The sequence below is a fragment of the Pseudobutyrivibrio sp. OR37 genome (genome assembly GCF_900113655.1).
Taxonomy (GTDB): Bacteria; Bacillota; Clostridia; order Lachnospirales; family Lachnospiraceae; genus Pseudobutyrivibrio.
The window spans coordinates 76,674-102,819 of record NZ_FOQF01000010.1; the positions used below are offsets into that span (position 1 = coordinate 76,674).

General features: G+C 41.0%; 20 protein-coding genes and 1 riboswitch. Of the genes, 2 read left to right on the forward strand and 18 right to left on the reverse strand.

Annotated elements, in window-relative coordinates; genetic code table 11:
- Nucleotide 1 precedes the first annotated feature (1 nt).
- Together metF and BM097_RS06925 are read left to right on the forward strand one after the other, a co-directional pair.
- Nucleotides 2-856 carry a methylenetetrahydrofolate reductase [NAD(P)H] gene (metF, locus tag BM097_RS06920; protein WP_090547311.1) on the forward strand — a complete coding sequence of 285 codons (855 nt, stop codon included), beginning with the start codon at nucleotides 2-4 and terminating at the stop codon, nucleotides 854-856.
- A 9-nt stretch (nucleotides 857-865) separates the two neighbouring features.
- The gene (locus BM097_RS06925) at nucleotides 866-1,747 is read left to right on the forward strand and encodes a serine O-acetyltransferase (protein WP_090547314.1); all 882 of its coding nucleotides are present in this window, start codon (nucleotides 866-868) and stop codon (nucleotides 1,745-1,747) included.
- 125 nt (nucleotides 1,748-1,872) lie between these two features.
- Here the strand turns inward: BM097_RS06925 and BM097_RS06930 are convergent, their stop codons facing one another.
- From BM097_RS06930 to BM097_RS07015, 18 genes are all read right to left on the reverse strand, one after another.
- On the reverse strand, nucleotides 1,873-4,149 hold the full coding sequence (locus tag BM097_RS06930) for a cyclic nucleotide-binding domain-containing protein (RefSeq protein WP_090547317.1): 2,277 nt from the start codon (nucleotides 4,147-4,149) through the stop codon (nucleotides 1,873-1,875).
- 180 nt (nucleotides 4,150-4,329) lie between these two features.
- Nucleotides 4,330-7,134: a glycosyl hydrolase 53 family protein gene (locus tag BM097_RS06935; protein WP_090547321.1), complete on the reverse strand. Its 2,805-nt coding sequence runs from the start codon at nucleotides 7,132-7,134 to the stop codon at nucleotides 4,330-4,332.
- A 227-nt stretch (nucleotides 7,135-7,361) separates the two neighbouring features.
- Complete coding sequence (gene upp, locus BM097_RS06940; protein ID WP_028242216.1) at nucleotides 7,362-8,000, reverse strand: uracil phosphoribosyltransferase; 639 nt, start codon at nucleotides 7,998-8,000, stop codon at nucleotides 7,362-7,364.
- Between the two features lie 64 nt (nucleotides 8,001-8,064).
- Nucleotides 8,065-9,453: a uracil-xanthine permease family protein gene (locus BM097_RS06945; RefSeq protein ID WP_242944674.1), complete on the reverse strand. Its 1,389-nt coding sequence runs from the start codon at nucleotides 9,451-9,453 to the stop codon at nucleotides 8,065-8,067.
- 63 nt (nucleotides 9,454-9,516) lie between these two features.
- Entirely contained in the window at nucleotides 9,517-10,278 is a 762-nt protein-coding gene (locus BM097_RS06950) for a TraX family protein (RefSeq protein WP_177197393.1), read from the reverse strand.
- Complete coding sequence (locus BM097_RS06955; RefSeq protein WP_090547327.1) at nucleotides 10,278-10,754, reverse strand: KdsC family phosphatase; 477 nt, start codon at nucleotides 10,752-10,754, stop codon at nucleotides 10,278-10,280. The genes BM097_RS06950 and BM097_RS06955 overlap by 1 nt, the downstream gene beginning before the upstream one ends.
- 43 nt (nucleotides 10,755-10,797) lie before the next feature.
- Nucleotides 10,798-12,336 carry a Na+/H+ antiporter NhaC family protein gene (locus tag BM097_RS06960; RefSeq protein WP_090547330.1) on the reverse strand — a complete coding sequence of 513 codons (1,539 nt, stop codon included), beginning with the start codon at nucleotides 12,334-12,336 and terminating at the stop codon, nucleotides 10,798-10,800.
- Entirely contained in the window at nucleotides 12,323-13,207 is an 885-nt protein-coding gene (gene dapA / locus BM097_RS06965; protein WP_090547331.1) for a 4-hydroxy-tetrahydrodipicolinate synthase, read from the reverse strand. Before dapA ends, BM097_RS06960 begins: the two co-directional genes overlap by 14 nt.
- Before the next feature lie 163 nt (nucleotides 13,208-13,370).
- Nucleotides 13,371-13,557: riboswitch (Lysine riboswitch) on the reverse strand.
- 56 nt (nucleotides 13,558-13,613) lie between these two features.
- Nucleotides 13,614-14,576 (reverse strand): ion transporter, encoded by a 963-nt coding sequence (locus tag BM097_RS06970; RefSeq protein ID WP_330389590.1) that lies wholly within the window; start codon nucleotides 14,574-14,576, stop codon nucleotides 13,614-13,616.
- Nucleotides 14,577-14,596: 20 nt separating this feature from the next.
- Nucleotides 14,597-15,394: an N-acetylmuramoyl-L-alanine amidase gene (locus tag BM097_RS06975; RefSeq protein ID WP_090547333.1), complete on the reverse strand. Its 798-nt coding sequence runs from the start codon at nucleotides 15,392-15,394 to the stop codon at nucleotides 14,597-14,599.
- A gap of 18 nt (nucleotides 15,395-15,412) precedes the next feature.
- A complete protein-coding gene (locus BM097_RS06980; RefSeq protein ID WP_090547335.1) occupies nucleotides 15,413-16,909 on the reverse strand; it encodes an NAD(P)H-hydrate dehydratase in 1,497 nt (498 codons plus the stop codon).
- A 118-nt stretch (nucleotides 16,910-17,027) separates the two neighbouring features.
- Nucleotides 17,028-18,518 carry a GGDEF domain-containing protein gene (locus BM097_RS06985; protein ID WP_177197394.1) on the reverse strand — a complete coding sequence of 497 codons (1,491 nt, stop codon included), beginning with the start codon at nucleotides 18,516-18,518 and terminating at the stop codon, nucleotides 17,028-17,030.
- Between the two features lie 185 nt (nucleotides 18,519-18,703).
- Nucleotides 18,704-19,885: a lipase family protein gene (locus tag BM097_RS06990; protein WP_090547340.1), complete on the reverse strand. Its 1,182-nt coding sequence runs from the start codon at nucleotides 19,883-19,885 to the stop codon at nucleotides 18,704-18,706.
- A gap of 228 nt (nucleotides 19,886-20,113) precedes the next feature.
- Nucleotides 20,114-20,749: a beta-phosphoglucomutase gene (gene pgmB / locus BM097_RS06995; protein WP_090547342.1), complete on the reverse strand. Its 636-nt coding sequence runs from the start codon at nucleotides 20,747-20,749 to the stop codon at nucleotides 20,114-20,116.
- A gap of 1 nt (nucleotide 20,750) precedes the next feature.
- Nucleotides 20,751-22,508, reverse strand: a complete 1,758-nt coding sequence (locus tag BM097_RS07000; RefSeq protein ID WP_090547346.1) for a glycoside hydrolase family 3 protein — start codon at nucleotides 22,506-22,508, stop codon at nucleotides 20,751-20,753.
- 11 nt (nucleotides 22,509-22,519) lie between these two features.
- Nucleotides 22,520-23,995, reverse strand: coding sequence for an alpha-L-rhamnosidase-related protein (locus tag BM097_RS07005; RefSeq protein WP_090547348.1), 1,476 nt, complete (start codon nucleotides 23,993-23,995; stop codon nucleotides 22,520-22,522).
- Nucleotides 23,992-24,972, reverse strand: coding sequence for an ABC transporter permease (locus tag BM097_RS07010; protein ID WP_090547349.1), 981 nt, complete (start codon nucleotides 24,970-24,972; stop codon nucleotides 23,992-23,994). The genes BM097_RS07005 and BM097_RS07010 overlap by 4 nt, the downstream gene beginning before the upstream one ends.
- A 16-nt stretch (nucleotides 24,973-24,988) precedes the next feature.
- A complete protein-coding gene (locus BM097_RS07015) occupies nucleotides 24,989-26,143 on the reverse strand; it encodes a substrate-binding domain-containing protein (RefSeq protein ID WP_090547351.1) in 1,155 nt (384 codons plus the stop codon).
- Nucleotides 26,144-26,146: the final 3 nt, after the last annotated feature.

A 26,146-nucleotide genomic window follows, 5' to 3' on the forward strand; every position in this document is an offset into this window, starting at 1 on the left:
TATGCTAAAAGACATGTTCGACAGAGATTCATCATTATCCTTTGAGGTTTTTCCTCCCAAAAAAGAATCGGATTTTTCAAATTGCTACAGCATTTTGGATTCACTCGCAACTCTTAATCCTGACTTTATCAGTGTAACTTATGGTGCCGGTGGAAGCAATTCCAAAAAGACTGTAGAGATTGCTTCTTACATCCAAAACACCCTACATACAGATGCTATGGCTCACCTTACCTGCGTTGGCTCTTCAGCTGATGACATTTTAGCTGTCACCGATGAACTGAATAAAGTAGGTGTTAATCACGTTTTAGCACTCAGAGGTGATAAACCAAGGGATATGTCTGAGGAACAATTTAGCAAACGTATTTTTCCACACGCTACCGATTTGATTCATTTCTTAAATACAAACACCAGCCTTGATATTTCCGCATCCTGTTATCCGGAAAAGCATCCTGAGGCAATATCAATGGATAGCGACATCGCATTTATGAAGATGAAGCAGGATATGGGTGCGAAGATGTTTATATCACAGCTGTTTTTCGATAATACTGATTTTTACAGATTCGTTGAACGTGCAAAAAATGCGGGCATCACCGTTCCAATCGTGGCAGGCATCATGCCAATTACATCAGCCAAGCAGATTGGTTCCACAGTTACACTTGCTGGTTCCTCTGTTCCAAAGAAGCTGGCAGATATCTGTGCAAGATATGGTGAAACACCTGATGATATGCGCAAAGCTGGAATCGAATATGCTATCAACCAGATTAATGACCTTAAGCGCTGCGGCATGGGGCACATTCACATTTACTGCATGAATAAGCCTAAAATGACTGCAGAAATCTGCGAGGCAATTAAATAGGAGACTACTATGGACGGAAAAAAAATTGAACAAGAAATTCTAGAAATTACAGATGAGTTAATTAAAGACTACAAGTCAGACAGGGCCATTGACAAGATGGACACCTATCATCAGCCTAACAAGGACTCCATCATCGACATGACAAAAAAGCTGCTTAGGATTGTTTATCCTGGCTACTATCGTGATCATGTTTACAAGGTCTACAACGTAGAGACAAATCTAAACACACTTATGGAGGACGTAGTTTACAACCTGAACAAGCAGATTGCGCTCATCCTTTGCTACAGACCTGATTTTGATGGTTGCTGCGATGAAATCTGCTCTACAAAGGCAGAGGAATTATCACTTGCCTTCCTTAAGCGTATCCCTCATGTGCGTGCTCTTTTGGATACAGATTTGCAGGCCGCCTTCGATGGAGACCCAGCTGCAACCAGCATAGATGAAATTATTTTTGCATATCCTGGTATTATGGCAATCACCATCTATCGCTTAGCTCACGAGTTGTACCTGCTTGGAGTGCCTATCATTCCACGTATCATGACAGAATATGCTCACTCTAACACTGGTATCGATATTCATCCAGGCGCTACCATCGGCGAATATTTCTTCATCGACCACGGCACTGGTATTGTAATCGGCGAGACTACAGTCATCGGTAAAAATGTTAAGGTCTATCAGGGCGTTACACTTGGTGCCCTTTCAACACGTGGTGGCCAGAACCTTAGAGGAGTTCGCCGTCATCCTACCATTGAGGACAATGTAACTATTTATTCAAATGCTTCAGTACTTGGTGGAGATACTGTTATCGGACATGATTCGATTATTGGAGGTTCTACATTTATTACTGAATCGGTGCCACCGGAGTCTAGAATATATTATGATGTGAAATAATATTAGCCTTCCCCCCATAAATGGGGGGAAGGTGGATGCGCAGCAGACGGATGAGGGGCTCTGTAGATACACACCTCATCAGTCACCTGCGGTGACAGCTTCCCCTCAAGGGGAAGGCTTTCTTTTTACATCTTCAAGTATTCCATACCCTGTTTTACCTCGTCGGGTACTACTCCCTCGTTCTTTTCCACTCTGTCGATTATGGTCTTCAGGTGGTTGAGAGCCTGGGAGCATTTTATTTCGTGGCGTGAAATCAGCTGCTCGTACATTGGATGGTTGGCAACCTTTGTGCGGTATGCCTTGGAGAAGGTGCAGTGCTTGTTCAGAATGTTTCGTTCCGGCTTGTTCAAGCGGATACTGCCCTGGGCCTCAAAATTTATCCATATAGTGTACTGCTTTGTAAAGGCCTCACGCATATTGTTGCGGGAGGATTTTAAAAGACTCTTTACCTTTTCCTTGTTTTCAGCAGAAAGCTCCTTGTTCTTTCGATAGAAGGTGAAGTAATCGTAAAAATCAGAGGTAAGGCAATCGCTTCCGATATCGTTCCAACGTGAACCCTGCTCCTTTCGGCAAATCTCCCAACGAAATGCTCCACAACAATAAATCATCATCTTGTCCAAATCGTCGAAGGTGAACATCGGGAATACAAATCGCCCTGGTGAATCCACCTTGATACCGCCGCACTCCTGCCACATCATGGCACGCATACCACAGTTTGGAAGCAGGATAATATCAGGCTCCACGCGCTTAAGATATGGCTCGCTCTTTACGTTGGCATCCATATCTGTGTAAAATCCTTCGCGCAGGAATATCTGGTAATCCACAGATTCTATCTTTTCCATTGCCTCCTTAAGCTTGGCATTTGTAAGCAACATTCGGGATGGTTCCATGCCAAAATCTTCCTTTGTAAGCACCGGACAGAAGGAGGTCATCTTTCCTGATGTAGTTCTATTGGCCGATACGAAGAAATTGTTCATCTCGAACTTAACCTTCTGCTCCTGATCAGCCATCCACTGAGGCATATCTGCTTCGGAAATATTTCCTGATTTTCGTTCCTCCAAAACAAAGCCTCTATAATCTAAGTCCAGCTCATTTCGACTAGGCTCCCGCTTGCCTGCGTATACTGCCCTGAGCCAGGTGTATATGGTAAATAAATGGTCACTTTCACACAAGCTTGGCAATCTATCCATTATATCTGCCAGCTCATTTGTATACTCATCGCCGATAGCATCATAATCAATATATCCAAAATTCAAGAACATATTGATGATGGTATCCAACTCACCGCCGTAGGCCTCAAATTCCAATGCTCTAAAGAAGGTCTTCTGGTAAATCTCGTAGAAGAGATCAACTGCCTTCTTTCTAACCTTTCTTTCGTTATCGTCCTTACCTTCTCTATCTGATAATGCAAGATATTCTGCAATCTGCTGCTTATATTCTGCAGTCTTATCCTCATCAATTTCTGCAAACTCGCAAATGTGCTCGAAGGTCTGAGTGAACTCAGCCTGCTTTTGCATCTTTGCCTCGTCGAAGGCAGCTGCGGTAGCCTCGAAATCGTGGCTGTCATATTCACTCCAACGCTGCTTGACAAGGGCGCTATCATAAAGACCAGAGGATGAAATAAACTTGTACAGCATTTTCATCAGCTTGATTATGCTGGTCTGGTCTGCGCCACGCTCGGCGGCATATATTCTCAATTTGAAAATCTGATCAAATAAATCATTTTCATCTGATGAAAGAAGTACAGGGGCAAACTCCTCCAGGTAAAAGCCCATGGTTTCTGAACATTCCATCGCCCTAGCCATGTAGCCGCAGCTAATTCCAATTACGCCATTCACTATTTCTGTTCGCTTGCCGTAAATACTTTCTATCTCCTTATTATCAACAGAATTAAGGCTGTCGATGTAGTCATGCTCCCAATCTAGGATTCCATTCTTCAGTTCAAGAGGTTCCATCTCCTCAAGCATTGGAATCTCCCCAGGAGTCATGCCCACAGCCCTGCACTGCTTTCTGTATTCACCATTAATACCGCGGCAGTAATCTGTGAAATCATCTACCTTTTTCTTGAGGTCGTCGTAAATCTTAAATACATCGCGACATTGCCTAAAGGAACCCTTGGCGAAGCCAAATATGTACACTGGCTGTTCCTTGAAAATCCTATCAAAATCAGCCATCCCCTTGTAGGTACATTTGATAACTGTGCAATCCTCTGCCGCAGTGTAATCAGCGTCATACTCATGATTCAGCGCATCAGAAAGCCCTGCCACCGTGCCAGGCCCAAGTAGTAACTGCTTCCCTTTCCAGTCCTGGCGCACAGTGCCACTCATAACTACATACAGACAATCCACCGCATTCCCTGCGTTTATTAACTTTTTGCCCTTTTCAATGTTGATTGGCTCCAAAGCTTTCCCCCAATAGTTGCATACGCCACAATGTCAATTATTCCCACTGGCCCGCCATGACACTTTCCAGCAGGATACTATAACTTACTATAATTATAGAATTGTCTGAATATTATTGCAATTCCATTGAAATAAATTCACAAAAATTTAACGGCTGAGGGGAATTACCACCGCATATTTTTACCATCTAAACCAGCCAAAGAGTTTCTTAACAGCCTTGGTGATTTCCTTGATAACTGGAACGACAACCTGCTTTACGAATGTATCTACAGCCTTAACGATTTGCTGTACAGCTTTTTCAATTTCCTGCTTGTGGTCAGAATCCTTGTTATCATCCTCAGAAGGGTCGTCGATTGCTGGGTCGTCCTGGTTGCCTGCGCCTGGGTCGTCGATTACAGGTTCATCTGGGGTTGGAGTTGGGTCGTCGCCTCCGCCGATTTCCTCAGATGAAGCCTCGGCTGTTTTGTAGAGATAGAAGTCATCCCATGCGCCCCAGCCGCCTGCTGCAGCTTTGACACTTACGCCAACAGTGATTTCTGTTGAATCCGTATTTACGATAATGTCTGTGACCTCTGGGTTGGCCCAGTTCTGCCAGCCTGTTACGCCTGTATCTGTTGAAAGATTATTCTCACCTACAACTGCGTAAAGCTTGAACTCAGCTGCGTCACCGCAATCTCCACCTTCAACGAAGGCACCAAGCTTGTAAACGCCTTTATCTACAGTAACCTTCTGTTCTACCGTGTAGTAGATTTCCTCGTTGTCCCAGAACTTAAGGCTCATCTGGCCTGTTCTTACATTTGAAGAATCTGCCTGAATTGAGACACCGTTGTTGCCATCAGCATTTTTGATGTCGTTGATAGTCCAAGCCTTGTTGCCATCCTCGAAGCTTCCATTCACAAGAAGATTCTTAGGGTTGATGGTAAGCTTACAAGTTACATCCTTTGTTTCATCATTTACTACTACAGTTCCAGGGATTTCGTATTCGCCAGCGCCAGCTTCCATAGCTTCTGCAAGCTTTGCCTCATCCCAGGTAACCTTAGCATCAACCTTTGAACCGTCGTTATATACTACTGATGCATTTTCAGGAAGAACCACATCATCACCAAGCTCCACTGTCACTGCTTCCACATCGATTCGGATGACAGAAAGAGGAGCCTTGGCGCCTGAGCGAACATAGCTGTAAATCTTTGCAGATGCAAGGGCGTGGCCCTCGAAGTCGAACCAAGCTTCGTTGTCTACTGCGGAACCGCCGTACCAATCCTTAGCATCCTTATCATAGGCGCCGGCATAAGATGATGCCCATCCACTGCCGTATTTTTCCCAGGCTTCCTTATTGCCAGCAAGCACATCTGCTGCATCCTCTGCGTCTGCATCATACACACTTACCGGAATCCATGCTGGCTCCCAGTAGAACACGCCGATACCATCATCGATTGATGCAACTGTGTCGATTACTGAACGGACTGAATCTGCCTGACCCTGAACAGAGATGTCGAAGTTTAGGGCATCTCCAGACTTGCCTTCGTATTCAGTATTTGTATGACCATCTCCATCCTTAAGTGTGTGGACATAAGATGTTTCTGCAACCATGACCTTCTTGTCATAGGTGTCTGCTATATTAGAAAGAACACTTTTAAGATTGCTTAAAGTGCCATGCCAATATGGATAATATGATGATGCGAACACATCATAGTCAACGCCATATTCGTCTAGCTTCTTGGCGTAGCCTGCATATCTTCCGCTGGTCTCAGGATTTGTGAAATGAACTGCTACTAAAATGTCATTATCAAGATTCTTGGAAACAGTTCTTACTGCCTTGCTACCTGCTGAAAAGATTTTTGACATGTTCTCCCATGACTTTTCTCCAGCCACTCCGTTATTTGTTTCGTTTCCGATTTGAACCATGCCAACATTTACGCCAGCATCAATAAGCTTGTCTAAGCTGTCCTTTGTGTACTTTTCTACTGCCTCAGATTTTTCATCGATAGACATAGATTTCCAAGCCTTTGGTGCAGTCTGCTTGCCAGGGTCTGCCCAGAAATCTGAATAATGGAAGTCGATAAGCACCTTCATGCCAGCATTTGTAACCCACTTACCGATTTTGACAGCAGTGTCGATGTCGCAGTTTCCGCCACCGTAGCCATTGCCGTTGCCATCTGTTGGGTCGTTCCAAACTCTGATTCTCACATAGTTGACTCCACAATCATGCAAGAAATCAAAGAAACCCTGATTGCTAAGCTCATTGCCGTCGAAATCATAGTATTTTACCCCACTATTTTTCTCAGATAGATATGAGCTTACATCCACACCTGTAATGAAATTGTCATCACAGCCTGCTACCTTTTCTACATTTATCTCTGAGTCAACTGGTTCAGTTTCCTCTGTTTCTTCCTGACCAGGTTCCTCTGCTGAAGAGTCCTTAAGTGTGTACAATACAAAATTGTCCACATCTCCCCAATAGCCACTTTCAACTTTTCCACTGAAGCTAACGGTAATATCCTCTTTATCCTCAACTGTGAATTCCTCTGTTGTAAATGTACTCCATGAATCCCAGCCTGTAGTTTCTACATTGATATCTTCTCCTGCGATGCTGACTGTCATTCCAGACTGGCTGGTTGCACCATCAGCCTCAAAGGACAGCTTGTAGGAGCCCACAGGTAGATTCTTAATTGTCTGAGACAAAGAAAGCTCTGCCCCATCAGCATTGTTATTCCAGTAATTAAAAATGTTAGTTTTATTATTGCTGGCCCATTCATCTACCTTTATTTTTGAGCCGACATTTTCGCCATCATCATCTGGCATTGACACTGACCAACCAGATAAATCACCCTTCTCAAAATCACCATTTTCAATATAATCTGTCTTCTTCCAAGTCTTTTCTTCTTTTTCTTCTTCTGCATTTGCTACTATTGGCATCTGGGCAAGTACCACAGACACCATAGAAAATGCGCTAAGTGCACGCACAAACACACTTCTTCTCTTCATTCTATACCCTCCCTTAAGTTTTCTTCTGGTTGCAACCGATTGCAAGTGATAATATAGCACTTTAAATCCCGTAAATTCCATTGACATTACAAACGATTTACTGGAAATATCTTTGTTAAAACCCCACATTTTTGCGCAGTTGTTGCGCAAATATTCCAGCATAAAAAAAAGAACATCCAGTAGCTATCGTTTTTGATAGCCTGCCTGGATGCTCCAAGTGTTTTTTATTATTTTGTACCGAAGATTCTATCTCCAGCATCGCCAAGACCTGGGCAGATGTATGCGTCGCTGTTAAGCTCACGGTCGATGTGACCTACATAAATCTGAACGTCTGGATGTGCCTCGTGAAGAGCACGAACTCCTTCTGGAGCAGCGATGATAGCCATGAACTTGATGCGCTTTCCACCGTGCTGCTTGATAAGGCTGATAGCGTCGATAGCTGAACCGCCTGTTGCAAGCATAGGATCTGTTACAACGATAAGACGCTCCTCGATTGGACTAGGAAGCTTGCAGTAGTACTCGTGTGGGATATGTGTCTCCTCATCACGATACATACCGATATGACCAATCTTTGCTGTAGGAACTAGCTGCTGGATACCGTTAACCATACCAAGGCCTGCACGAAGGATTGGAACGATTGCCATCTTACGACCTGCAATTACTGGTGCCATGCACTTTTCGATTGGTGTCTCGCACTCGATATCAACTGTCTGTAAATCATTAAGGGCCTCAAAAGCCTCGAGCATAGCAATTTCTTCTACAAGAGCTCTGAACTCTGCTGTTCCAGTGTTCTTATCTCTGAGCATTGTGATTTTGTGCTGAAGTAAAGGATGTGTTAACTCTACTACATTATCTAACTTTTCCATTAGATACCTCCTAATTAATTACTTATATTTAAAATTCTTGCTAACTTTATATTAGCAAAAGATTCTACGAATTTGTGCTGGCATTTTTATCTGCTGCTTTAAATTTTTCGCTAGCGATTACAACTGTATCGTGTTCACCGTACTCGTAATCTCTACCTGGGATGATAGCATTAAGAAGCACACCTGCGATTGCTGCGATTGCAAGGCTTGTAAGTGTGATATCTGTGCCTGCTACTGTAAATGTAAGACCATTAGAAAATCCAAGGCCTGAAACAAGGATTACTGCTGCAATGATAAGGTTTCTAGACTGTGTAAAATCTACCTTATTCTCAACAACATTTCTAACTCCTATCGCACTAATCATACCATAAAGCATGAAGCTGATTCCACCTACAATTGCGCTTGGCATTGTTCCGATGATACCAGCCATCTTAGGGATGAAGGAAAGAACGATTGCATAAACTGCTGCGATTCTGATTACCTTTGGATCGTGAACCTTTGAAAGCTCAAGTACGCCTGTGTTCTCACCGTATGTGGTGTTGGCTGGGCCACCGAACATAGCTGAAAGAGCTGTTGCAAGTCCGTCACCGATAAGTGTGCGGTGAAGACCTGGGTCAGAAACTAAATCCTCGCCAACTGTAGCAGAGATTGCTGACATATCACCAATGTGCTCCATCATTGTAGCGATAGCGATTGGTGCCATAACAAGGATTGCTGAAATATCAAACTTGCAGAGGAAGAAATCTGGCAAGCCAACCCATGCTGCCTGGTTAACTGATGCGAAATCAAATATTGCACTGCCATCAGCGTTTGTCATACCAAAGGCATTGAAGATAAGTGCGCAAACATATGAAATTGTAACACCCATGAGGATTGGAATGATTTTGAAAATACCTTTGCCCCAGATATTAAAGATAATAACTACTGCAAGAGCTATAATAGCAAGAAGCCAGTTCTGCGAAGCATTTGTGATTGCAGATGGCGCAAGTGAAAGTCCGATACAAATGATAATTGGTCCTGTAACAACAGGTGGTAAGAACTTCATAACCTTCTTAATGCCAACCAGCTTGATAACAACTGCAAGAACAAGATAAAGAAGTCCGGCAACTACAATACCGCCACATGCGTATGGAAGCTTTTCGCCCATTGTCATGTTTTTGAAAATTCCTGTATTTAAATTAGCAACTGTGTGAAATCCGCCAAGAAAAGCAAATGATGAACCAAGAAAAGCGGGAACTTTGAACTTTGAACAAAGATGGAAAAATAAGGTACCAATACCGGCAAAAAATAAAGTGACTTGAATTGAAAGGCCTTGCCCTTCGAAATAATTGTTGACCAAAATAGGAACTAAAATAGTCGCTCCAAACATCGCGAACAAGTGCTGAAGCCCTAAAATCAACATTTTTGGTCTGCCTAGTGTCGAGGCATCTTTGATTGGTGCATGTTCTCTCATACATTTCCTCCTTAAATATACTCAAACTTTCAATATCCTATCACAAATCTTTTTATAAGTCTACTACAAAATAAAAAGATTTGTGATGATTGCCAAAATCAAAAGATGAACTGGGTAGAATAAGTAAAAGAACATTCTAAAGGCCTTGTTATCAAAGCCCCTGTGTCCCTCGTAATAATACATAGGAATCAGCATCAAAAAAGCCCAAAGCTCTCTCTTGCCGCACAAAAGAGTAAGAATGGCTACACCTGTAGCAAAACCAATCAATCTGTTTAATTTATCCTTGCCGCTAAAAACGTACATTGCAGTGATACAGCATATTCCACCATGACCATAATCAAGATTGGTGAGCTCTGCAAAAACCATACCTACGAAAAGGGCAGCGCATTTTAAAAATGTACTAAGCTGAGGCTGCAGCTGCTTTTTTTCAATTTCACTAATAGCATAAAGAACTATAAGCCCAAGTGACAGTTCCCACAAAACATTGTTTTTCTCGAAAGAAAAAAACGTACCGCAAGCCACAAGGTCAAAAGGAATCTCAGAAAGTACTGCCACTGATAATAATCTAAGAATGTATTTTTTCACATTGCGGGTGTGCAAAAAGCCCTCCACCAGCATGTAGCAATAAATCGGAAAAGCCATTCGGCCGACATTTCTCATCAATTGATATAAATCGTCAATAGCTATAAATGAAAATGGATCAATCCCCTGCCTAATCATATTTGCCACAAGTGCTACCCCCGAATGGTCGATGAGCATTGTGATAACCGCTATAATTTTTAACCCAGTCCCAGTAATTTCAAAACCTTCTCGTTTAGTCTCCATTATTTTACCATCCATTCAATAAATTCTCTGACTGCGCCACGACCGCCGTCCTTTTTAGAAACAAAATCTGCAAGCTCAATTACTTCATCGCAAGCATCTGCAGGACAGCCTACCAATCCCCCGGCCTCCTGAATACGCTTCATGCAATCGTAATCGTTCATATCGTCACCGCAATATGCACACTGGTTAAGCTCTACACCAGACTTCTCCAAAATCTCTGTAAGCTTTGCAAATTTATCCCCTACTCCCTGATAAATCTCTGTAATGCCCAGCTCCTTAGCTCTATTTTCAACAATCCTGCTGGTACGACCAGTGATGATGACAGGTATGATTCCATTTGGCATGCCGATATGGCAAATCCCGTAGCCATCCTTTGCCGAGAAGGCCTTCATTATCTCACCCTCCTGGCCCATGTATATATGTCCATCTGTAAGAGTGCCATCCACATCAAGCACTAAGTATTTAATATTCTTCATTAAAAAATCTCCTTAGAAAAACTTCTAAGGAGATTTTAACACATTAGGCTGTGACTTTCTTCTGTGAAATGTTCTTTATTACAAGCAATGTACCAATCATAAGTGCAATACCGATGATTAAGCAGATAGCCCAATTTCTAACAAAGCCTGAAATAATATATGACACAAGGGATACTGCTGCAACTGTTATGGCGTAAGGAAGCTGTGTGCTTACGTGACGGATGTGGTCGCATTCAGCACCGGCTGATGCCATGATTGTGGTATCTGAAATTGGTGAGCAATGGTCACCGCAAACAGCACCTGCCATACATGCTGAAATGGCAATAATCATAAGCTCGTTGTTAAGGTCGCCACCGAATACATTTACAACGATAGGAATGAGAATACCAAAGGTTCCCCAAGATGTACCTGTTGCAAATGCGAGGAAGATACCAACTACAAATACAAGCGCTGGAAGAAGACTCATGAGGGCTCTGCTATCAGCAACATTTGCAACGATACCTGCCACATATTCTGCTGCACCAAGTGAATCTGTCATAGACTTAAGTGTCCATGCAAAGGTAAGAACAAGGATGGCTGGAACCATACTCTTAAAGCCTTCTGGAATAGCATTCATACATTCGTTAAAGCTAAGCACTCTTGTTGCAAGGAAAAAGATGATTGTGATTACAAGTGCAACCACAGAACCATAAACAAGTCCAACTGATGCATCTGAATTTGAGAATGCATCGATGAAGCTAGCGCCTTCGAAAAATCCGCCTGTGTAAATCATTCCGATAATACAGCAAATAATAAGAGCTGCAATTGGAAGCACCAAGTGAACTACCTTACCTCTTTCAGAGATTGGTGGATGTGGCTGATCCTCAGCACCTGTAAGGCTGGCTGCGTCCTTTTTCTTTTTATGCTTTGCCTCTGCCATGTTCTTAAGCTCTGCAAGATTCATTGAGCTATAGTCAAAATTCATGTAAGTGATGGTGAACATCATTACAAGTGTAAGCAATGCGTAGAAGTTGTAAGGGATGGCTCTGATGAAAAGTGTAAGGCCGTTTGCTCCATCTACGAAGCCTGTTACTGCCGCTGCCCATGATGAAATAGGTGCGATGATACACACTGGAGCAGCTGTGGCATCGATAAGATAAGCAAGCTTTTCTCTTGAGATGCCGTGCTTATCAGTAAGAGGTCTCATAACCGAACCTACTGTAAGGCAGTTGAAATAATCATCGATGAAAATAAGCATTCCGAGAATGATTGTAGCAACCTGGGCTCCTGCCTTTGTCTTAACATGGGTAACTGCCCATTTACCAAAGGCTGCGGAACCACCCGCTCTGTTCATCAGCATGACCATGCTTCCCAAAACAACCAGGAAGGTAAGGATACCTACGTTCCAGCTGTCAGAAAGCTGACCAATCATTCCATCAACAAAGATGTGCTCCATGGCACCTGTGATGTTGAAGCTTGCGTAAAGCAAACCGCCTGATAATATACCCACAAAAAGTGATGAGTAAACTTCTTTCGTAATAAGTGCCAGCACGATAGCAATAAGTGGTGGCAATAGTGACCAAATAGTGTTAGTAAATTCCATAAATCTTCATGTTCCTCTCTAAGATTTTTGTATGTTCTTCTTCCATTTCGGTAAGTGGCTTTCTAAGAGGACCTGCCTCAAATCCCATCAGGTTAAGTGCCTTCTTTACAGGGATTGGGTTGACCTCTGAAAACAGACTGTCGATAAGTGGTAATGCTTCAAGCTGCATTTTTGCTGCCTTTTTGAAGTCTCCATCAAGGCAAGCCTGACATAAATCGTGTGTCTGCTTTGGTGCCACATTTGAAAGAACAGATATAACTCCAAGTCCTCCCAGTGACATGATAGGAACGATTTGATCATCGTTTCCTGAATACACATCTAAGCATCCATCGGCTAATTGCATAAGCTTTGCAATTTGGCTGATATTTCCAGATGCTTCCTTTATAGCAACGATGTTTTTCACATCCTTTGCAAGCTTAACTGCTGTTTCTGGCAAAATGTTGCAGCCAGTACGGCTAGGTACATTGTAGAGGATGCAAGGGATGTTGATTGCATCTGCTGTATCCTTGAAATGTACATATAATCCATTCTGAGTAGCCTTGTTGTAATATGGGGTAACGAGAAGTACTGCGTCTGCCCCTGCTGCCTCAGCCTCTTTAGAAAGATAAATGGCAGTCTCTGTGCTGTTTGAGCCTGTACCTGCAATTACTGGAACGCGCCCATTTACAGTTTTCACACAGTGTTTTATTACATCTATATGCTCTTCGTGAGAAAGTGTGGATGCTTCGCCTGTGGTACCACAGATTACAATAGCATCAGTGCTGTTTTTAATCTGATATTCAATCAAATTATCAAGCTTTTCATAGTTAACTGTTGTGTCTTCATTGAATGGTGTAGCAATCGCTACAGCTGCGCCAGTAAATATACTCATTTTTCTCCTCCTATAGTCCGCCAGTTACATATACAAGCCTTGGTATTACTACGTTCAGCTTAGAATGCTTCACTTAAGTAACACCAAGAGCTTGTCTACTACTGGCTCACATAACAATAAAAAAAGCTACTCACTAAAAAATGAGTAGCTTCGTATTTACGATACATATGATAGCTCCCCATCTTTCGTACAAATACAATCGATGACAGTCATACGAATATTATCCGTATGCCCAGGACAAGCAACTACAGTCACTGCTCTCCTTCGGCGAAATCCCCTTTTATCTCATATCACTTGGGCCTGTCCCATCAATGAGATTACTAATGTTTCTCGCAACCTCTATCTCTTATTAAGTTGTCCTCATAGTACATCTTCACATACTATATGTCAATAAAATTTTTAAACTTTAAAAATTGTTCATAAAATATCCTTCAGCGGCTAGCACCACCGTATCTCCCACCTTTAGCTTTAATTCCGCCACTGGAATCAGTGCCTCGTTATCACGAAATACTACCGCTGGCAAAAAATGCTGAGGTGTGCCGATTTCAGAGATGCATAGCCCCTTCCAACAATGGGCATCATTTATGTTTACAGTCAGCATATCAATCTGCTCATCTCTGGCAAATTTTTCCTGCTGCTTCACCCTGGTGTACTGCTCTACGAAGCCGGCACTAATGATACCGGTTGGGATAGCCACCACCCCCACTCCAAAAAATGCAGTGAGAATAGCCATCAGCCTGCCCATAACTGTTATAGGGTAAATGTCTCCATAGCCTACTGTAAGCAATGTGGAAACTGACCACCAGATTCCTGAAAATGCATTTTCAAAAACCTGTGGCTGAGCGTTGTGTTCAGCGTAGTAAACTCCGATGGAGCTGGCTAGCATAAGAATCAGCACGATTATCATGGAAGATGCAATTTGATTCTTTTTGTCCTTCAAAACCGAAAAAATCACAGCGAAGGAATCGTACTGGCCGTTGATTCTGAACAGGTGAAAGATTCGGATAATCCTTAGGATTCTGAAGGCCACAAAGCCTGACAAGAAAAAGAAAGGCAGGATGGTAAACAAATCTACAATTCCATCAAAGGAAATCAGAAATTTTAATACTGCCTTCGATTTGCTCACATTTGGATACAGTAAATCTGCCGTCCAAATTCTAAGTCCGTATTCAATGCAAAATATGATGATAGTCACAAAAGCGATGACATCCATAATCGGGAAATATGCAGATAGCTGGCTGAAGGTCTGCAGCACCATCACAAGTATGTTTAAGGTGATTGTTATGGTGATGAATACGTCAAAAAATCTGCTTGTAATATCATCCTTGTTTCCGATTTGGATTATGTTAAAAATCCGCTGTTTAGTCAAAACACGTCCCCCCATTTTTCCTACTGTTTTAACTTGAGCCCGTAGTAATTCGCAATACCTGTAGCATCTGCCACGCCAAGCTGCTGATACTGCTCAGGTGTGCTTAGGTGATTTACTCTGTCTGAATCATTTGTGCAGAAGGCATGCTCTACGATAATGCATGGGATTCCGACACTCTTAGACTGATTTATGAGAGCGTAATAATCCTTGGCGCTGCCATCTGGGTATTTACCAGATGCTGAATCTCTTGTAACAAGACCTGTTCCGTTAGGGCAAAGCTTCCAATTATTGACAGCAAGACCTGTTCCTACGAGCTGTGTAAGAATGGACTGCCCCAGCTGTGTGCCCTGCACGCAAAGCTGTGGCTTGTAATTAGGATTTGGAATGATTACCTTTGAGCCGTTCTGTGATTTATCTAAATCTGGATCATAATCATTATGTAAGCTGACAAGCACTGTAGCCTTTGCATTTTTTGCAAAGTTCACGCGGGATGCCAGGCACTTGGTTGCAGACGCTGGGTCCGCACCGTAAGGACATTCCAGGGTGTTTCTTGTCATGTAAACAGTTACGCCACTATATTTTTCAAGCTCCTGCTTGCAGTAATAGGCGATATAAAGATTGGCCAGGCCCTCCTCAAAATTCTCATAATGACAGCCCATGTGCGTAGTGTCGTGACCTGCATCAAGCACTACTACAATGTTTTTCTTAGCTGACTTTTTGCTTTTTGCCTCTGATGTAAATGATGTAGCTGTGAAAAGTGACACTGCCATTGTGAGTCCTAATAAAAGACTCATTCCTCTTTTAAATATTGGTTTCATTATTCCTCCAAAGTGTATTTATATTTTTTCAAAATTATCTATGATATGACTTGCCAAAACTCCTCGGGTGCCATGGACTTTTGCAGCCTTGGTGCCTGCTTTGCCATGCAGATATGCTGCTGCACTCACAGTAAGCAGCGTACTTTCTGTAGCCTTTTGGCCCATCAGTGATGCCACCAAGCCTGCCAGTACATCCCCTGAGCCTGGTGTGGCTAGGGCTTCATTTCCGCTGGTGATGTAGTAGGCATTTATGCCATCAGTCACAATTGTAGTGTGATTTTTCAGCACCACAATGGAGCCTGTGTCTTTTGCAAAATCCTTTGCCACCTGTTCCTGATTAATTTTTATATCAGCAACCTTTATCCCTGTAAGGCGCTCCATTTCCTTGAGATGTGGTGTAAGAATCACTGGAATTCTTTCAGATGTCTGCTTTAAAAGCTGAAGGTTTTGTGACGTAAGATTGATTCCATCTGCATCTATAATCACCGGCTTTGTGGAAGCTTCCAGTGTCCTTTTTAGAATGGCAGCTGATACCTCTCCTGTGCCAAGTCCAGGGCCAATCAATATCACATCCGCCCAATTAATCTGCGCTTCAAGCTCCTTCGCACTATATTCATTATAGCCTAAATACATTGCTTCAGGTAGATTTTGCCTGATGGCTTCAAGGTTATTTGTGTGAGTGTATATTTTCACCAATCCACTGCCAGCTGCTAATGCTGATTTGGCAGACAGGTAGCAGGCGCCGTAAATGTTTTCGCTTCCTGCAATTATTAATAGCTTGCCGCAGCTGCCTTTATTGGCGTCCACTGGGCGAGGCTTGATATTTGTAAGTATGCCGTCATCTATGACGATATCGTAGTCTATATCATCTTGTTTTAGATATATACCTACATCAGCTACTATTATTTTTCCAGCGGCCACCTTGCAGTCCCCAAGGACCAAGCCCTTTTTCATATAGGCAAAGGTTACTGTTAAATCTGCCCTGATGCCTGTATCGCCAAGAAGCTTTCCACATGTGGCGTCATAGCCGGAAGGGATATCCACGGCCACAACCTTGTTTGCCTTTTCATTGATGATAACTGTGGCTTTTTCGAAATCTCCTCCAAGTCCACGGCTTAGACCGATTCCAAACATGGCATCGATGGTCACACTGGATTGTTCTATGGCTGTTTCATCAAATGTATTCTCTATAGTTATACCGTAGCTTTCTGCTATGGCGATTTCCTGTTTTAGCTGGTCGGTGAACTTATCGGGGTTTCCCATAACAAAACATCTGACATTCATGCCCTTTAGGTGAAGCAATCGTGCCACTGCCACTCCATCCCCTCCATTGTTTCCAGGGCCGCACACCACTGAAAACTTGCTGGCTTCAGGGAATTCCTGGGTGATGGCCTCCACCACCTTTAGGGAGGCCCGCTCCATCAGCACCAGACTAGGCATACTGTGCTCAGTCATTGTTCTTTTGTCACATTCTTGCATTTCCTGTGCTGATAATATGTACTGCCCCTCGCTCATAATATTCCCCTTTTATAGTGTAATGTCTCTTTTCTATATACTATACCACATTTCTATGTGAACAGGATTTATGTCTTTATACAACAAAAGACGCATATCTTAACGATATGCGCCTAAATTAATCATCTTTTACAAGTCTGCTTATTTCTTTTTTGAATACATCATCCTCTGAATCGCATTGAACAACAGCATCTGCACCCATTTCATATGCCATATCTGCCTCACGCTGTTTTTTTACAACAGCAAGGATTGGTATATTTTTAAAACTTTCTCGTTTCTTAAGATATGTCAATGTTAACATTCCAAATTCATTTGTTTCATTCATTTCGAGAAATATAATCTTAATATTTTTTCGATATTGGCTGATTGTGCAAAGAGCCTCACTATCACTTGCAGCCACTAATATCTCATAGTTATCTCCTTCGTTCATGCGAAGTCGATTAACACCATCAATACGGCCATCGTTCACACATAGCAATATAGGTTTTTCATAGTCTACATTTTCTACGCTCCAAATAGTGACATTGTTCTTTCCAACAATCTTTGATTTGTACAAAGCATCATCCGCCATCATGAATACTTTATTGCTGTCCCAAATATTATGGCTTATTATAGCCCCTATACTCATTGTTATTGGCTCTTCATTTCCAACATTTATATCAGCTAAAAGGCGTTGAAGCGCTTTGCATCGGCTGAGAAGAATACTAATATCGCTCATCTGAGGCATCAGTACCACAAATTCATCTCCACCATAGCGGCCAGAAATATCGTACGTTCTGAAACTCTCCATCAGCAGCCTTCCCACATTTTCCAAAAGAATATCACCTGTGTTATGTCCCAAATTATCATTGACTAATTTGAAATCATCCAAATCCAGTACAATCATTGCGCAATAATCTTTTTCCTGCTTGTTCAAAAAATAGTTATCTATCTTCTTAAGGAGCGCTCCTTTGTTATATACATGGGTTAGATTGTCAATCAGGCTTTCCCCCTTTAACTCACGCATTGCCAGAGCTTCTCGGCTTCGCATTTCAAGAATAAGACTGCCAAGCACCATCGCAATAACGTAGGCTGCAAGCACCATGTAGACATCACGTCTAAATAGTATATACTCCTTAAACTTGTACGAAAAAATGCAATATACTATGATGACTACTATTTCTTCACAAGCATATTTATCTGTTCTGTCTATGTAAAGTATAGGAAACACTAAAAGAAGCATTGGTATAAAAAATGCCTGCCGATCTGAATAAACTACTGTATCAACAGCTATGAAAACCATAGTCAACCAAAAGTAAAAAGTACAACATAGTATGCCTGTTGCATCTGTACTAATAGGCTCATGCTTCAATACAAATACGTTTACACGATATTGGATTAGCATTAATGGTACCATTAAAAAATGTATCCATGTCAACTTGAAGCCTGGCACAAATACAATAGCAATCACAAGCATCACTAAGTAAATTATAGAAATGTACATGCAGGCGCGACGAAGCATGAACAGATTACTTTCATTAATCACGTCCATGCATAGTTCAAAGTACTCTTTTATTTCATCTTTCCTTTGTTGACGGCGTACAGCTGACCTGAATAATTTATCTTCCATTGCTTTTCTCCTATCAGCAACATCTTCCTGCAAATGTAGCACTACTATTAAATGTACCAAATTTTTGCAATACATTAGTGTATTCAATGTGAATTTTTCTTTATAATATCAAGTTTTCGCCTAACTAAAAAAGATCAGGACACAATCCTGATCTCTTTTATGAAATATTTATTTATAATTGTAGCTTATTCTGCAACAGCTTCAGTCTCAACAACTTCTGTTTCTTCTGCTTCTGTATCTACAGACTCTGTTTCTACAGACTCTTCTACAGCTTCAGCTTCAACTACTTCTGCATCAGCCTCCATTACCTCAGAAACTTCTGTTTCAACAGGAGCTACATCAGTTACTATTGCAAATGTTGTAAACTGATTTAAAGCATCCTCAGACATGTATCCATCAGCAACTGCCTGCTTAGCTAAATCATAGCACTCAGCTGTTGTCTTCTTAGGAGCGATAGATGTTCTAGTTACTGATGTTGTTCCGTAAAGTGATGTGTAAAATGATGTAGTAGCGAAGTTTAATGTGAGCATTCTGCTACCTGTTTCTACGCCGCAAACACTTCCACGCTTCTCACCAGCGCAATCATAGCTGCCCCAAACATCTTCACGTAAGTAGCTATCACAGTGAGCAGCTGATGAATCTCCGTTGTAACCACCATCTTCATGGTTAACACCAGCGTACTGCCATACGATATTAAGCACTGAAGAAATGCTGTAGAATGTATTCTTATCACTGCTATCGCCAAGTCTCTTTACCATGCCTTCACGAGTGAAGCCCTTGATAAGAGGTGAACCAAATGTAACTGTGTTAAGTACTTCGTAATTGTCCTTGATGTACTTATCAGCAGCAACCTGCTGTGCAACCATTCCACCAAGGCTGTGACCAGCAAGAATAATATTGCTACCTGCAGGAATTCTATCGATAATAGCATTCTTTACGTTTGTTACGTACTCATTACTTAATTCAAATCCTGAAAGAAGATCTTCCTTAACAGTTGTAGTCTGATTATCAACAATTGTCTCTGTTCCTGAAAGTGCAACTACATACACTTCCTTGTCCTCAGCGCCCCAATAAGTATTATAAGTCATTCTACCTTCTGTGATAGAAATAGGACCAGCTGACTGATAATCTGCATAGCCAACCTTTGTAAGTGTTGCCATCTGAGCAGCATTCTCAATATTTACAGTCTCACCATTCTGGATTTTATAAACCATATCCATGATTTTAAAATCTGTTTCTGTGTGAAGAACATAATTTGTATCTCCACCTGCTGGAAGAATTGAACCAGCCTCTGCAACCATTGGATTTACCATAATCGTTGTAGCCACAAGAGCAGCAGCTAACATTCTTAAAACTTTTTTACTCATAATTATTTTTACTCCTTTTATATTGCTGAAATAATATATCAGCTACAGCATCCGAATGCTAGCCAAAATAACTTCAATAAATGGAGTAATTTTTGTGATTATTGCGATTTGTCACACAGTGTATTTTTGCAAGTATATATTGTTACATTTCCATCTTTTGTTTTCATATCGTTTTGATATATAACTTTTACGCAAATGCAAAATACTGGCTTGAATTTTAATATCGACTTATACTAAATCGATGATTTCCTTGAAGCTATTTATTTTATGCTCAGCCTTGTCATAACTACTAGCACTGCCTATTCCTATGTTGTGAAATCCACCAGCTACTGCTGCGTCAATTCCAGCTTCAGCATCTTCAACAACAAAACAATTTTCATTCCTTAATTGAATAATACCGGCAGCTTTAATGAAAACCTCTGGATTAGGCTTTGACTGAGAAATTATTGTTCCATCAGATATTCCGTCAAAGAAATCCAAAAGACCAATGCGACTTAAAATCAGCTTAGTGTTTTGGGATGATGAACCAATAGCAAGCTTTAAACCTTTTGCTCTAAGTGCATTTAAAGTATCTAATACCTCTGACGATACATCCCTTTCTGTCATTGATGCCAAAAGTTCTTTATATAAATCATTTTTCTTTGTCATCATCTCAAGCTTTTCTTCGTCTGAATACTGCTTGTCAGCTTTCTCCAAAATTATCTCCAGGCTGGCAGCTCTAGAAACACCGCGAAGTCTTTCATTTATTTTTCTATCAAAATAAATCCCCTCATGGTCAGCCATTTTCTTCCAGGCCTGATAATGATATTCATCAGTGCTGCAAATTACACCATCTAAATCAAATATAATTCCCTTGATTTCCATTTTATATATAGTCCTTTCCACATAGTGGGTCTACCGGGCTGATTCCTTTAAACTCAGAACGGCCCATCATTTTATCAATACAAGCTGTTACAAAATCCTCATTGCCACTATAGGTATTTATATATGTTTTCATCATAGGGGCATCAAACAAATGATATGGATATGCTGTTGAAACCATAAGCATTGGAATTTCGCTAGCATGCCATGGCGCATCATCACCAAGTCCAAACAACACATTCCAGTTCAAACGAAGTGTTGTATTATTTGATGCATTCTCCATATTGCATACATACAGATATAAATCATAATCAGCCTTCATATCTGCAACGCTTCTGTACATTTCATTCATAAGAGCCTGCTTTTCTGGAGTCATTCTACTTGGATCTGCCAAATCCATTACAGAAAGACGAGTGCGTCTATCTCTAACCCTGACTTCAAAGCCCTCTGCTTCAAGCTTTTCCTTCCACATCTTTACAAAATCGCTATTTGGATCATCATTTCTATCGATAACATTCAAATAAATGCGCTTATATTTTTTTGCAGAAAGTGGAAGTAAACTTGCCTCATCTCTAACTAGAGTAATAGCCTTATCTGCAACTTCCTTGGCCATCTTTCTATGCTCTTCGCAACCTACTACAGCCAAAGCATCTTTGCCTGGCACAAGAGTTCCTTCTGCCTGCTTTTTGTGAAGGCCTAAAGAAGCCTTTGTAGCAAGTATTCTAAGAACTGCTTCGTCTAATCTTTCTTCCTTAAGAATTCCATTTTTCACACCATTCATAAGGAATCCATAATCCTCTTCTAAGCTCTTATTGAAAAGAATCATGTCACATCCATTTTGGATAGCAGTAGGAATTGCCATTTCTCGCTTCATAGCAGCTGTAAATCCAACCATAGGTGTGGCATCTGTAGAAATCAAGCCATTAAATCCCAGCTGCTGTCTAAGCAATTTGGTAAGTAATTCATAAGACAATGATGCAGGAAGTAACTGTTTTTCTATTGAAGCACCATTATCGTATTTACGAACATAGGCAGGGCAAGCTATATGGCCAACCATAACTGTCTTAGCTCCCTTTTCAATAAGTGACTTATATACATATCCAAAGGTCTCATCCCATTCCTCTACAGAAAGGCTATTTATGCTTGTAAGAATATGTTGATCACGCTCATCGATACCATCTCCTGGGAAATGTTTGATAGCAACCGCCACATCGTTCTCATCAGCACCATCCATATATCTGCTGGCAAAGTCAACCACCATCTGTGGATTGTCTCCAAATGTTCTTACATTTGTAATTGGATTGTGAAACTCCTTGTTAATATCAACGATTGGTGCAAAAGACCAATTCATACCTAGAGCTGCACCTTCTTTGCAGGCAACATATCCCATTTTGTAGCCATATTCGCTATCTGCTGTTGCAGCTACTGCCATAGGCTTTCCAAAGGATGTTCCCTCAAAAGCCAAACCATCTCCTCCTGCCTCAGTATTGGCAGCAAGAAGAAGTGGCACCTTGGCGATTGATTGAATTTTTCTGTGAGTGTTCTGTATCTCCTCGGCTCTGCCACTTCGATACATCATACCCCCTACCTTTATATCTCCTACAATGTGGTTGAGGACTCCATCATCACTGCTGAATCCCATTGGACAGAATACCTGTCCACACTTATCCTCAAGTGACATCTCGCTAAATGTAGATTCAACCCACTCTACAGCCTCATCATCTAAATAAAAGGGATTCCCCTTAAAATCAATCTTTGACATTTATAACCTCGTTAATTACAAAAATATTTTCTTAAGAAATATGTAGGACCACAGCTCCATGCGTGACAATAGCTGTTAACTATTGTTCCGCCATAAGGAGACTCATTTGGATTCTTAGGATTGTACAATTCCCAGAATGTATCTGCCCCTTCCTTAAGCATTCCACCCCAGTATTCTTCCATTTCCTTTAAAGCCTGTTTCTTTTCACCAATCATAATCAAAGCTTCTACAAAGTTATGGAACATGTATGGTGTAACCATTGTTAGAGCACTTTCTTCCTGACGCAAACGTTCAATAAGCTTAACAGCGCCATTTCCTTCTACAGCTCCACCAAGAATCATCCATACCTGAGATGCATAAGATACCTGTCGGTCTGTACCAGAAACATATAGCTTCTTTTCCTCATCAAATAAAAAGCTATTAGCTGCTGATTTTAATTTAAGATAATCCTGGGCATACTCTTCTTCTGCCATTACATCTCCTGTAATCTGAGCAAGCTCAATTGCTGCCTCCAAAGCATAAAGGAATATTCCCTGGGCACTAGCCTGCTTGTTAAGCATGAGGTTCCAATCTACAAAGCACCAACCTAGCTTATCGGAATCCCTTACAACATAGTTTTCATCAAGATTTTCTTTTGCCAGCTCAATTTGTCTTTTACATACATGCCACAAATCATTTACAGCCGAATCATCTCCTGTTTGTCTGTAATAATCTAATAATGTATTGATAAAAAACAAGGAGTAATCAAACATGAAAGTGTCATCCACCTCTGGCTCTGGTTCAAGGAATATGCATGCTCCCACTCTTTCTTCATCATTGGTAAGTGCACCAAACAAATACAAGCATTCCTTCACCAAATCGTAATTACGATATGTCTCATAATTAGCCAATGCTTGCATTCTTAAATCGCCAATCCAAAGACGTCTATCTCTCTTTGGTCCATCTTCAAAAACTAGCTGCATACAATCATGAAGAGTTTTGATAGCAACTCTATCAAGATCCTTATGTAGTTGATTATCTGAATTAAGTGGAACTAGTTTAGAATCGTCAGCTGAAGATTCGTTAGTGCACACCACATTATCTAAATAAAGCTGGTATTTATCACTTATATCTAAAACTTCAATTTTTACATATCTAAATGAATATCTTCTTTCTAGTGACACTCTTGATGGAATAACATCTACGTGAATTTGCTCCTCCTCAATCCATGATGCACTTATCCATCCTTTATATTCAGCAGGATTCTCGTATAACTCGATTTCTCTTTCTGCAAAATGAATTTTGAGAAAAGCAGGCGCATCAGCATGAGAACCGACTGATTTCAAATCGAAAGCTAATCTTCCCACCTGGTGGTCACCAAAATCTATTATTATGCTATCTCCCTTTGAAAGATACTGGGTCTCTGTCATATTTATAGGACTTACATCCGTATAAATCAGCTTTGGCATGTGGTCAAGCGCTGTCTTTAATAATTTTTCATTTCTCATCTTTTAAATAATCTCTTTATCACGTTAATATTGTTTAAATAAATCAAAAATACCACTAGAAGTACGGCATTTATAATTGATTGCATGGAAGCTGTTACTTGATTTGAAAAAACAGCAAATGTGGAATTCAAAAGTGACATACAAACTGCTGCAAGCAAGAATCCCATCTTTTCATTGCAGTACTGGCTGATATATCCACCAATAAACATTGGAAGAAATGCTGTAAACATGATTGCTATGCTTCCAAAGTTAAGCTGACCACCATTGATTGTTGTGTTTCTTGCAGCATTTAAAAATCCTACAAGTCCCATTAATGCCCCGCATATTCCATAGCAAATCAGCGCATTTTTAACTTCATTAATGCCAGTGTTTATTGAAACCTTCTGTCCACTTTTCAGAGCTGCGTAATCATATCCGAATGTTGTCTTTTCAAATACAACAACCATAAATATGAGCACCACAAGAATGATAATAAATGCATAAACCCATGTATTAGCAAAAGCAGACATAGATGAATTCTGCACCTCTTTCATAAGGTATTTTCCACTTGTGATTGTATACATGATTCCCTCATAAATAAGAGTCACACCAAGTGAAGTGATAATAGGTGGTAAACGCAGTGCAACGTAGATAGCTCCTGAGATTAATCCCAATAAGCATCCCACAGCTACTGTTACAATAAGCATCATCGCTGCAGAGCCCTTTCCACCAGCAAGAGCTGAATATGTTATTTCAGCTCCGATTACTGATGAAAGTGCTGACATTGAACCAAGTGAAAAATCGAATCGTCCACTATTTAGATTTATAGAAAGAGCCATTGTTGTAATCATGACAATTGCTGTGTAAACAACAAAATTATCAAAGCTCTTTGCATTTGTAATAATATTTTGTCCCTGTGTAAGGCAAAGTCCCTCAAGTATTGCTGCTACTAAAACGGGTATTGCCAATGAATGTATTATCTTCTTAAGGGTGCTCATAATTGCCTCCAAAAAACTATTTTGACTCTACAAGAGCCTTTACATCATCATAAGTAACTGCATCACCGATGATTGTATCAAGTGATTCCTTATCAAAAATTGGTGTATCTCCGTTGTCTGTTACATAATATTCGTTGAATGAATCAATATCTGTTGCTACAAGGTATCCCTGGCTTAATGAAACTGCATTTCCATCATTGTCACGGATTACATTTCCATTTACTGCATTCATAACAAGTGCAAATACAGGTCCAATTGATGAAGAATACTTACCAGCAAGATATGTAAGTGTTCCATTTGTCATAGAATCCAAATTCATTTCTGTAAATGAATCAATATCAGCAAACTGAATATCATTCTGAGCTAATGTCTGAGCAAAGAATGTTGTAGCCATACCAACTGATAAGAAAGCTTCTGGAGCCTTCTGGATTGCCGCATTAAGCTCATCTGTAGTTGTATCACCATATCCCTGAAGATATGCAACTACCTCTACATCACCTTCAATCTTTGATGGATCAACAGCCTGGTCTCCAAAAATCTGACCAATCATACCATTCATATCATCTGTTCCACCGTATGTGTCACCAAGTCCTGCAATGATTCCTGCTGCACGATATACATGCATTGGGTTTGGAATGAATGCACCGTAAATTGCAACTGTGCTAATTCCCTGCTCCTTGTAGTACTCGCCCATCGCCTTTCCAGCTTCAAACTCTGTTTCGTTTGATGGTCCAATCTGGCCTACAAAGTATTCATATCCCTTGTACTGTTCGTACTGCTCATCATCAAGAACGCCTGATGCAATTGCATAGTAAACACCATATTCTTCACATGTCTCAATCTGCTGTGCTCTATCTGAGCTTGAAAGAGAAATGATTGCGTCATATCCCTTAGATGCAAACTTCTCAATTGCAGCCTTCTCATCTTCTGCACTTTCAAGAGCATCTGTATATTCGAAAGTTACGTCATAGTTGTTCTGAATATACTCTTCATAATAGTTTCTGAAACCAAGAGCTTCCTCGCCACTTACATCAGCTACTAGGACACCAATTTTAACCCCGTCCTTTGATGCAGATGCTGTGTCATTAGAATTTCCGCATCCTGCCAAAACACTAGCGCTCATCACACCAACAAGTGCTAAGCTAATAAGTTTTGCAAATCTTTTTTTCATCTT

Bases quoted from the DNA above. Each gene is read 5' to 3' on its own strand.
- metF (WP_090547311.1), top strand. From the start codon at position 2: ATGCTAAAAGACATGTTCGACAGAGATTCATCATTATCCTTTGAGGTT.
- BM097_RS06925 (WP_090547314.1), top strand. From the start codon at position 866: ATGGACGGAAAAAAAATTGAACAAGAAATTCTAGAAATTACAGATGAG.
- BM097_RS06935 (WP_090547321.1), bottom strand. From the start codon at position 7,134: ATGAAGAGAAGAAGTGTGTTTGTGCGTGCACTTAGCGCATTTTCTATG.
- upp (WP_028242216.1), bottom strand. From the start codon at position 8,000: ATGGAAAAGTTAGATAATGTAGTAGAGTTAACACATCCTTTACTTCAG.
- BM097_RS06945 (WP_242944674.1), bottom strand. From the start codon at position 9,453: ATGAGAGAACATGCACCAATCAAAGATGCCTCGACACTAGGCAGACCA.
- BM097_RS06950 (WP_177197393.1), bottom strand. From the start codon at position 10,278: ATGGAGACTAAACGAGAAGGTTTTGAAATTACTGGGACTGGGTTAAAA.
- BM097_RS06955 (WP_090547327.1), bottom strand. From the start codon at position 10,754: ATGAAGAATATTAAATACTTAGTGCTTGATGTGGATGGCACTCTTACA.
- BM097_RS06960 (WP_090547330.1), bottom strand. From the start codon at position 12,336: ATGGAATTTACTAACACTATTTGGTCACTATTGCCACCACTTATTGCT.
- dapA (WP_090547331.1), bottom strand. From the start codon at position 13,207: ATGAGTATATTTACTGGCGCAGCTGTAGCGATTGCTACACCATTCAAT.
- BM097_RS06975 (WP_090547333.1), bottom strand. From the start codon at position 15,394: ATGAAACCAATATTTAAAAGAGGAATGAGTCTTTTATTAGGACTCACA.
- BM097_RS06980 (WP_090547335.1), bottom strand. From the start codon at position 16,909: ATGAGCGAGGGGCAGTACATATTATCAGCACAGGAAATGCAAGAATGT.
- BM097_RS06985 (WP_177197394.1), bottom strand. From the start codon at position 18,518: ATGGAAGATAAATTATTCAGGTCAGCTGTACGCCGTCAACAAAGGAAA.
- BM097_RS06990 (WP_090547340.1), bottom strand. From the start codon at position 19,885: ATGAGTAAAAAAGTTTTAAGAATGTTAGCTGCTGCTCTTGTGGCTACA.
- pgmB (WP_090547342.1), bottom strand. From the start codon at position 20,749: ATGGAAATCAAGGGAATTATATTTGATTTAGATGGTGTAATTTGCAGC.
- BM097_RS07000 (WP_090547346.1), bottom strand. From the start codon at position 22,508: ATGTCAAAGATTGATTTTAAGGGGAATCCCTTTTATTTAGATGATGAG.
- BM097_RS07005 (WP_090547348.1), bottom strand. From the start codon at position 23,995: ATGAGAAATGAAAAATTATTAAAGACAGCGCTTGACCACATGCCAAAG.
- BM097_RS07010 (WP_090547349.1), bottom strand. From the start codon at position 24,972: ATGAGCACCCTTAAGAAGATAATACATTCATTGGCAATACCCGTTTTA.
- BM097_RS07015 (WP_090547351.1), bottom strand. From the start codon at position 26,143: ATGAAAAAAAGATTTGCAAAACTTATTAGCTTAGCACTTGTTGGTGTG.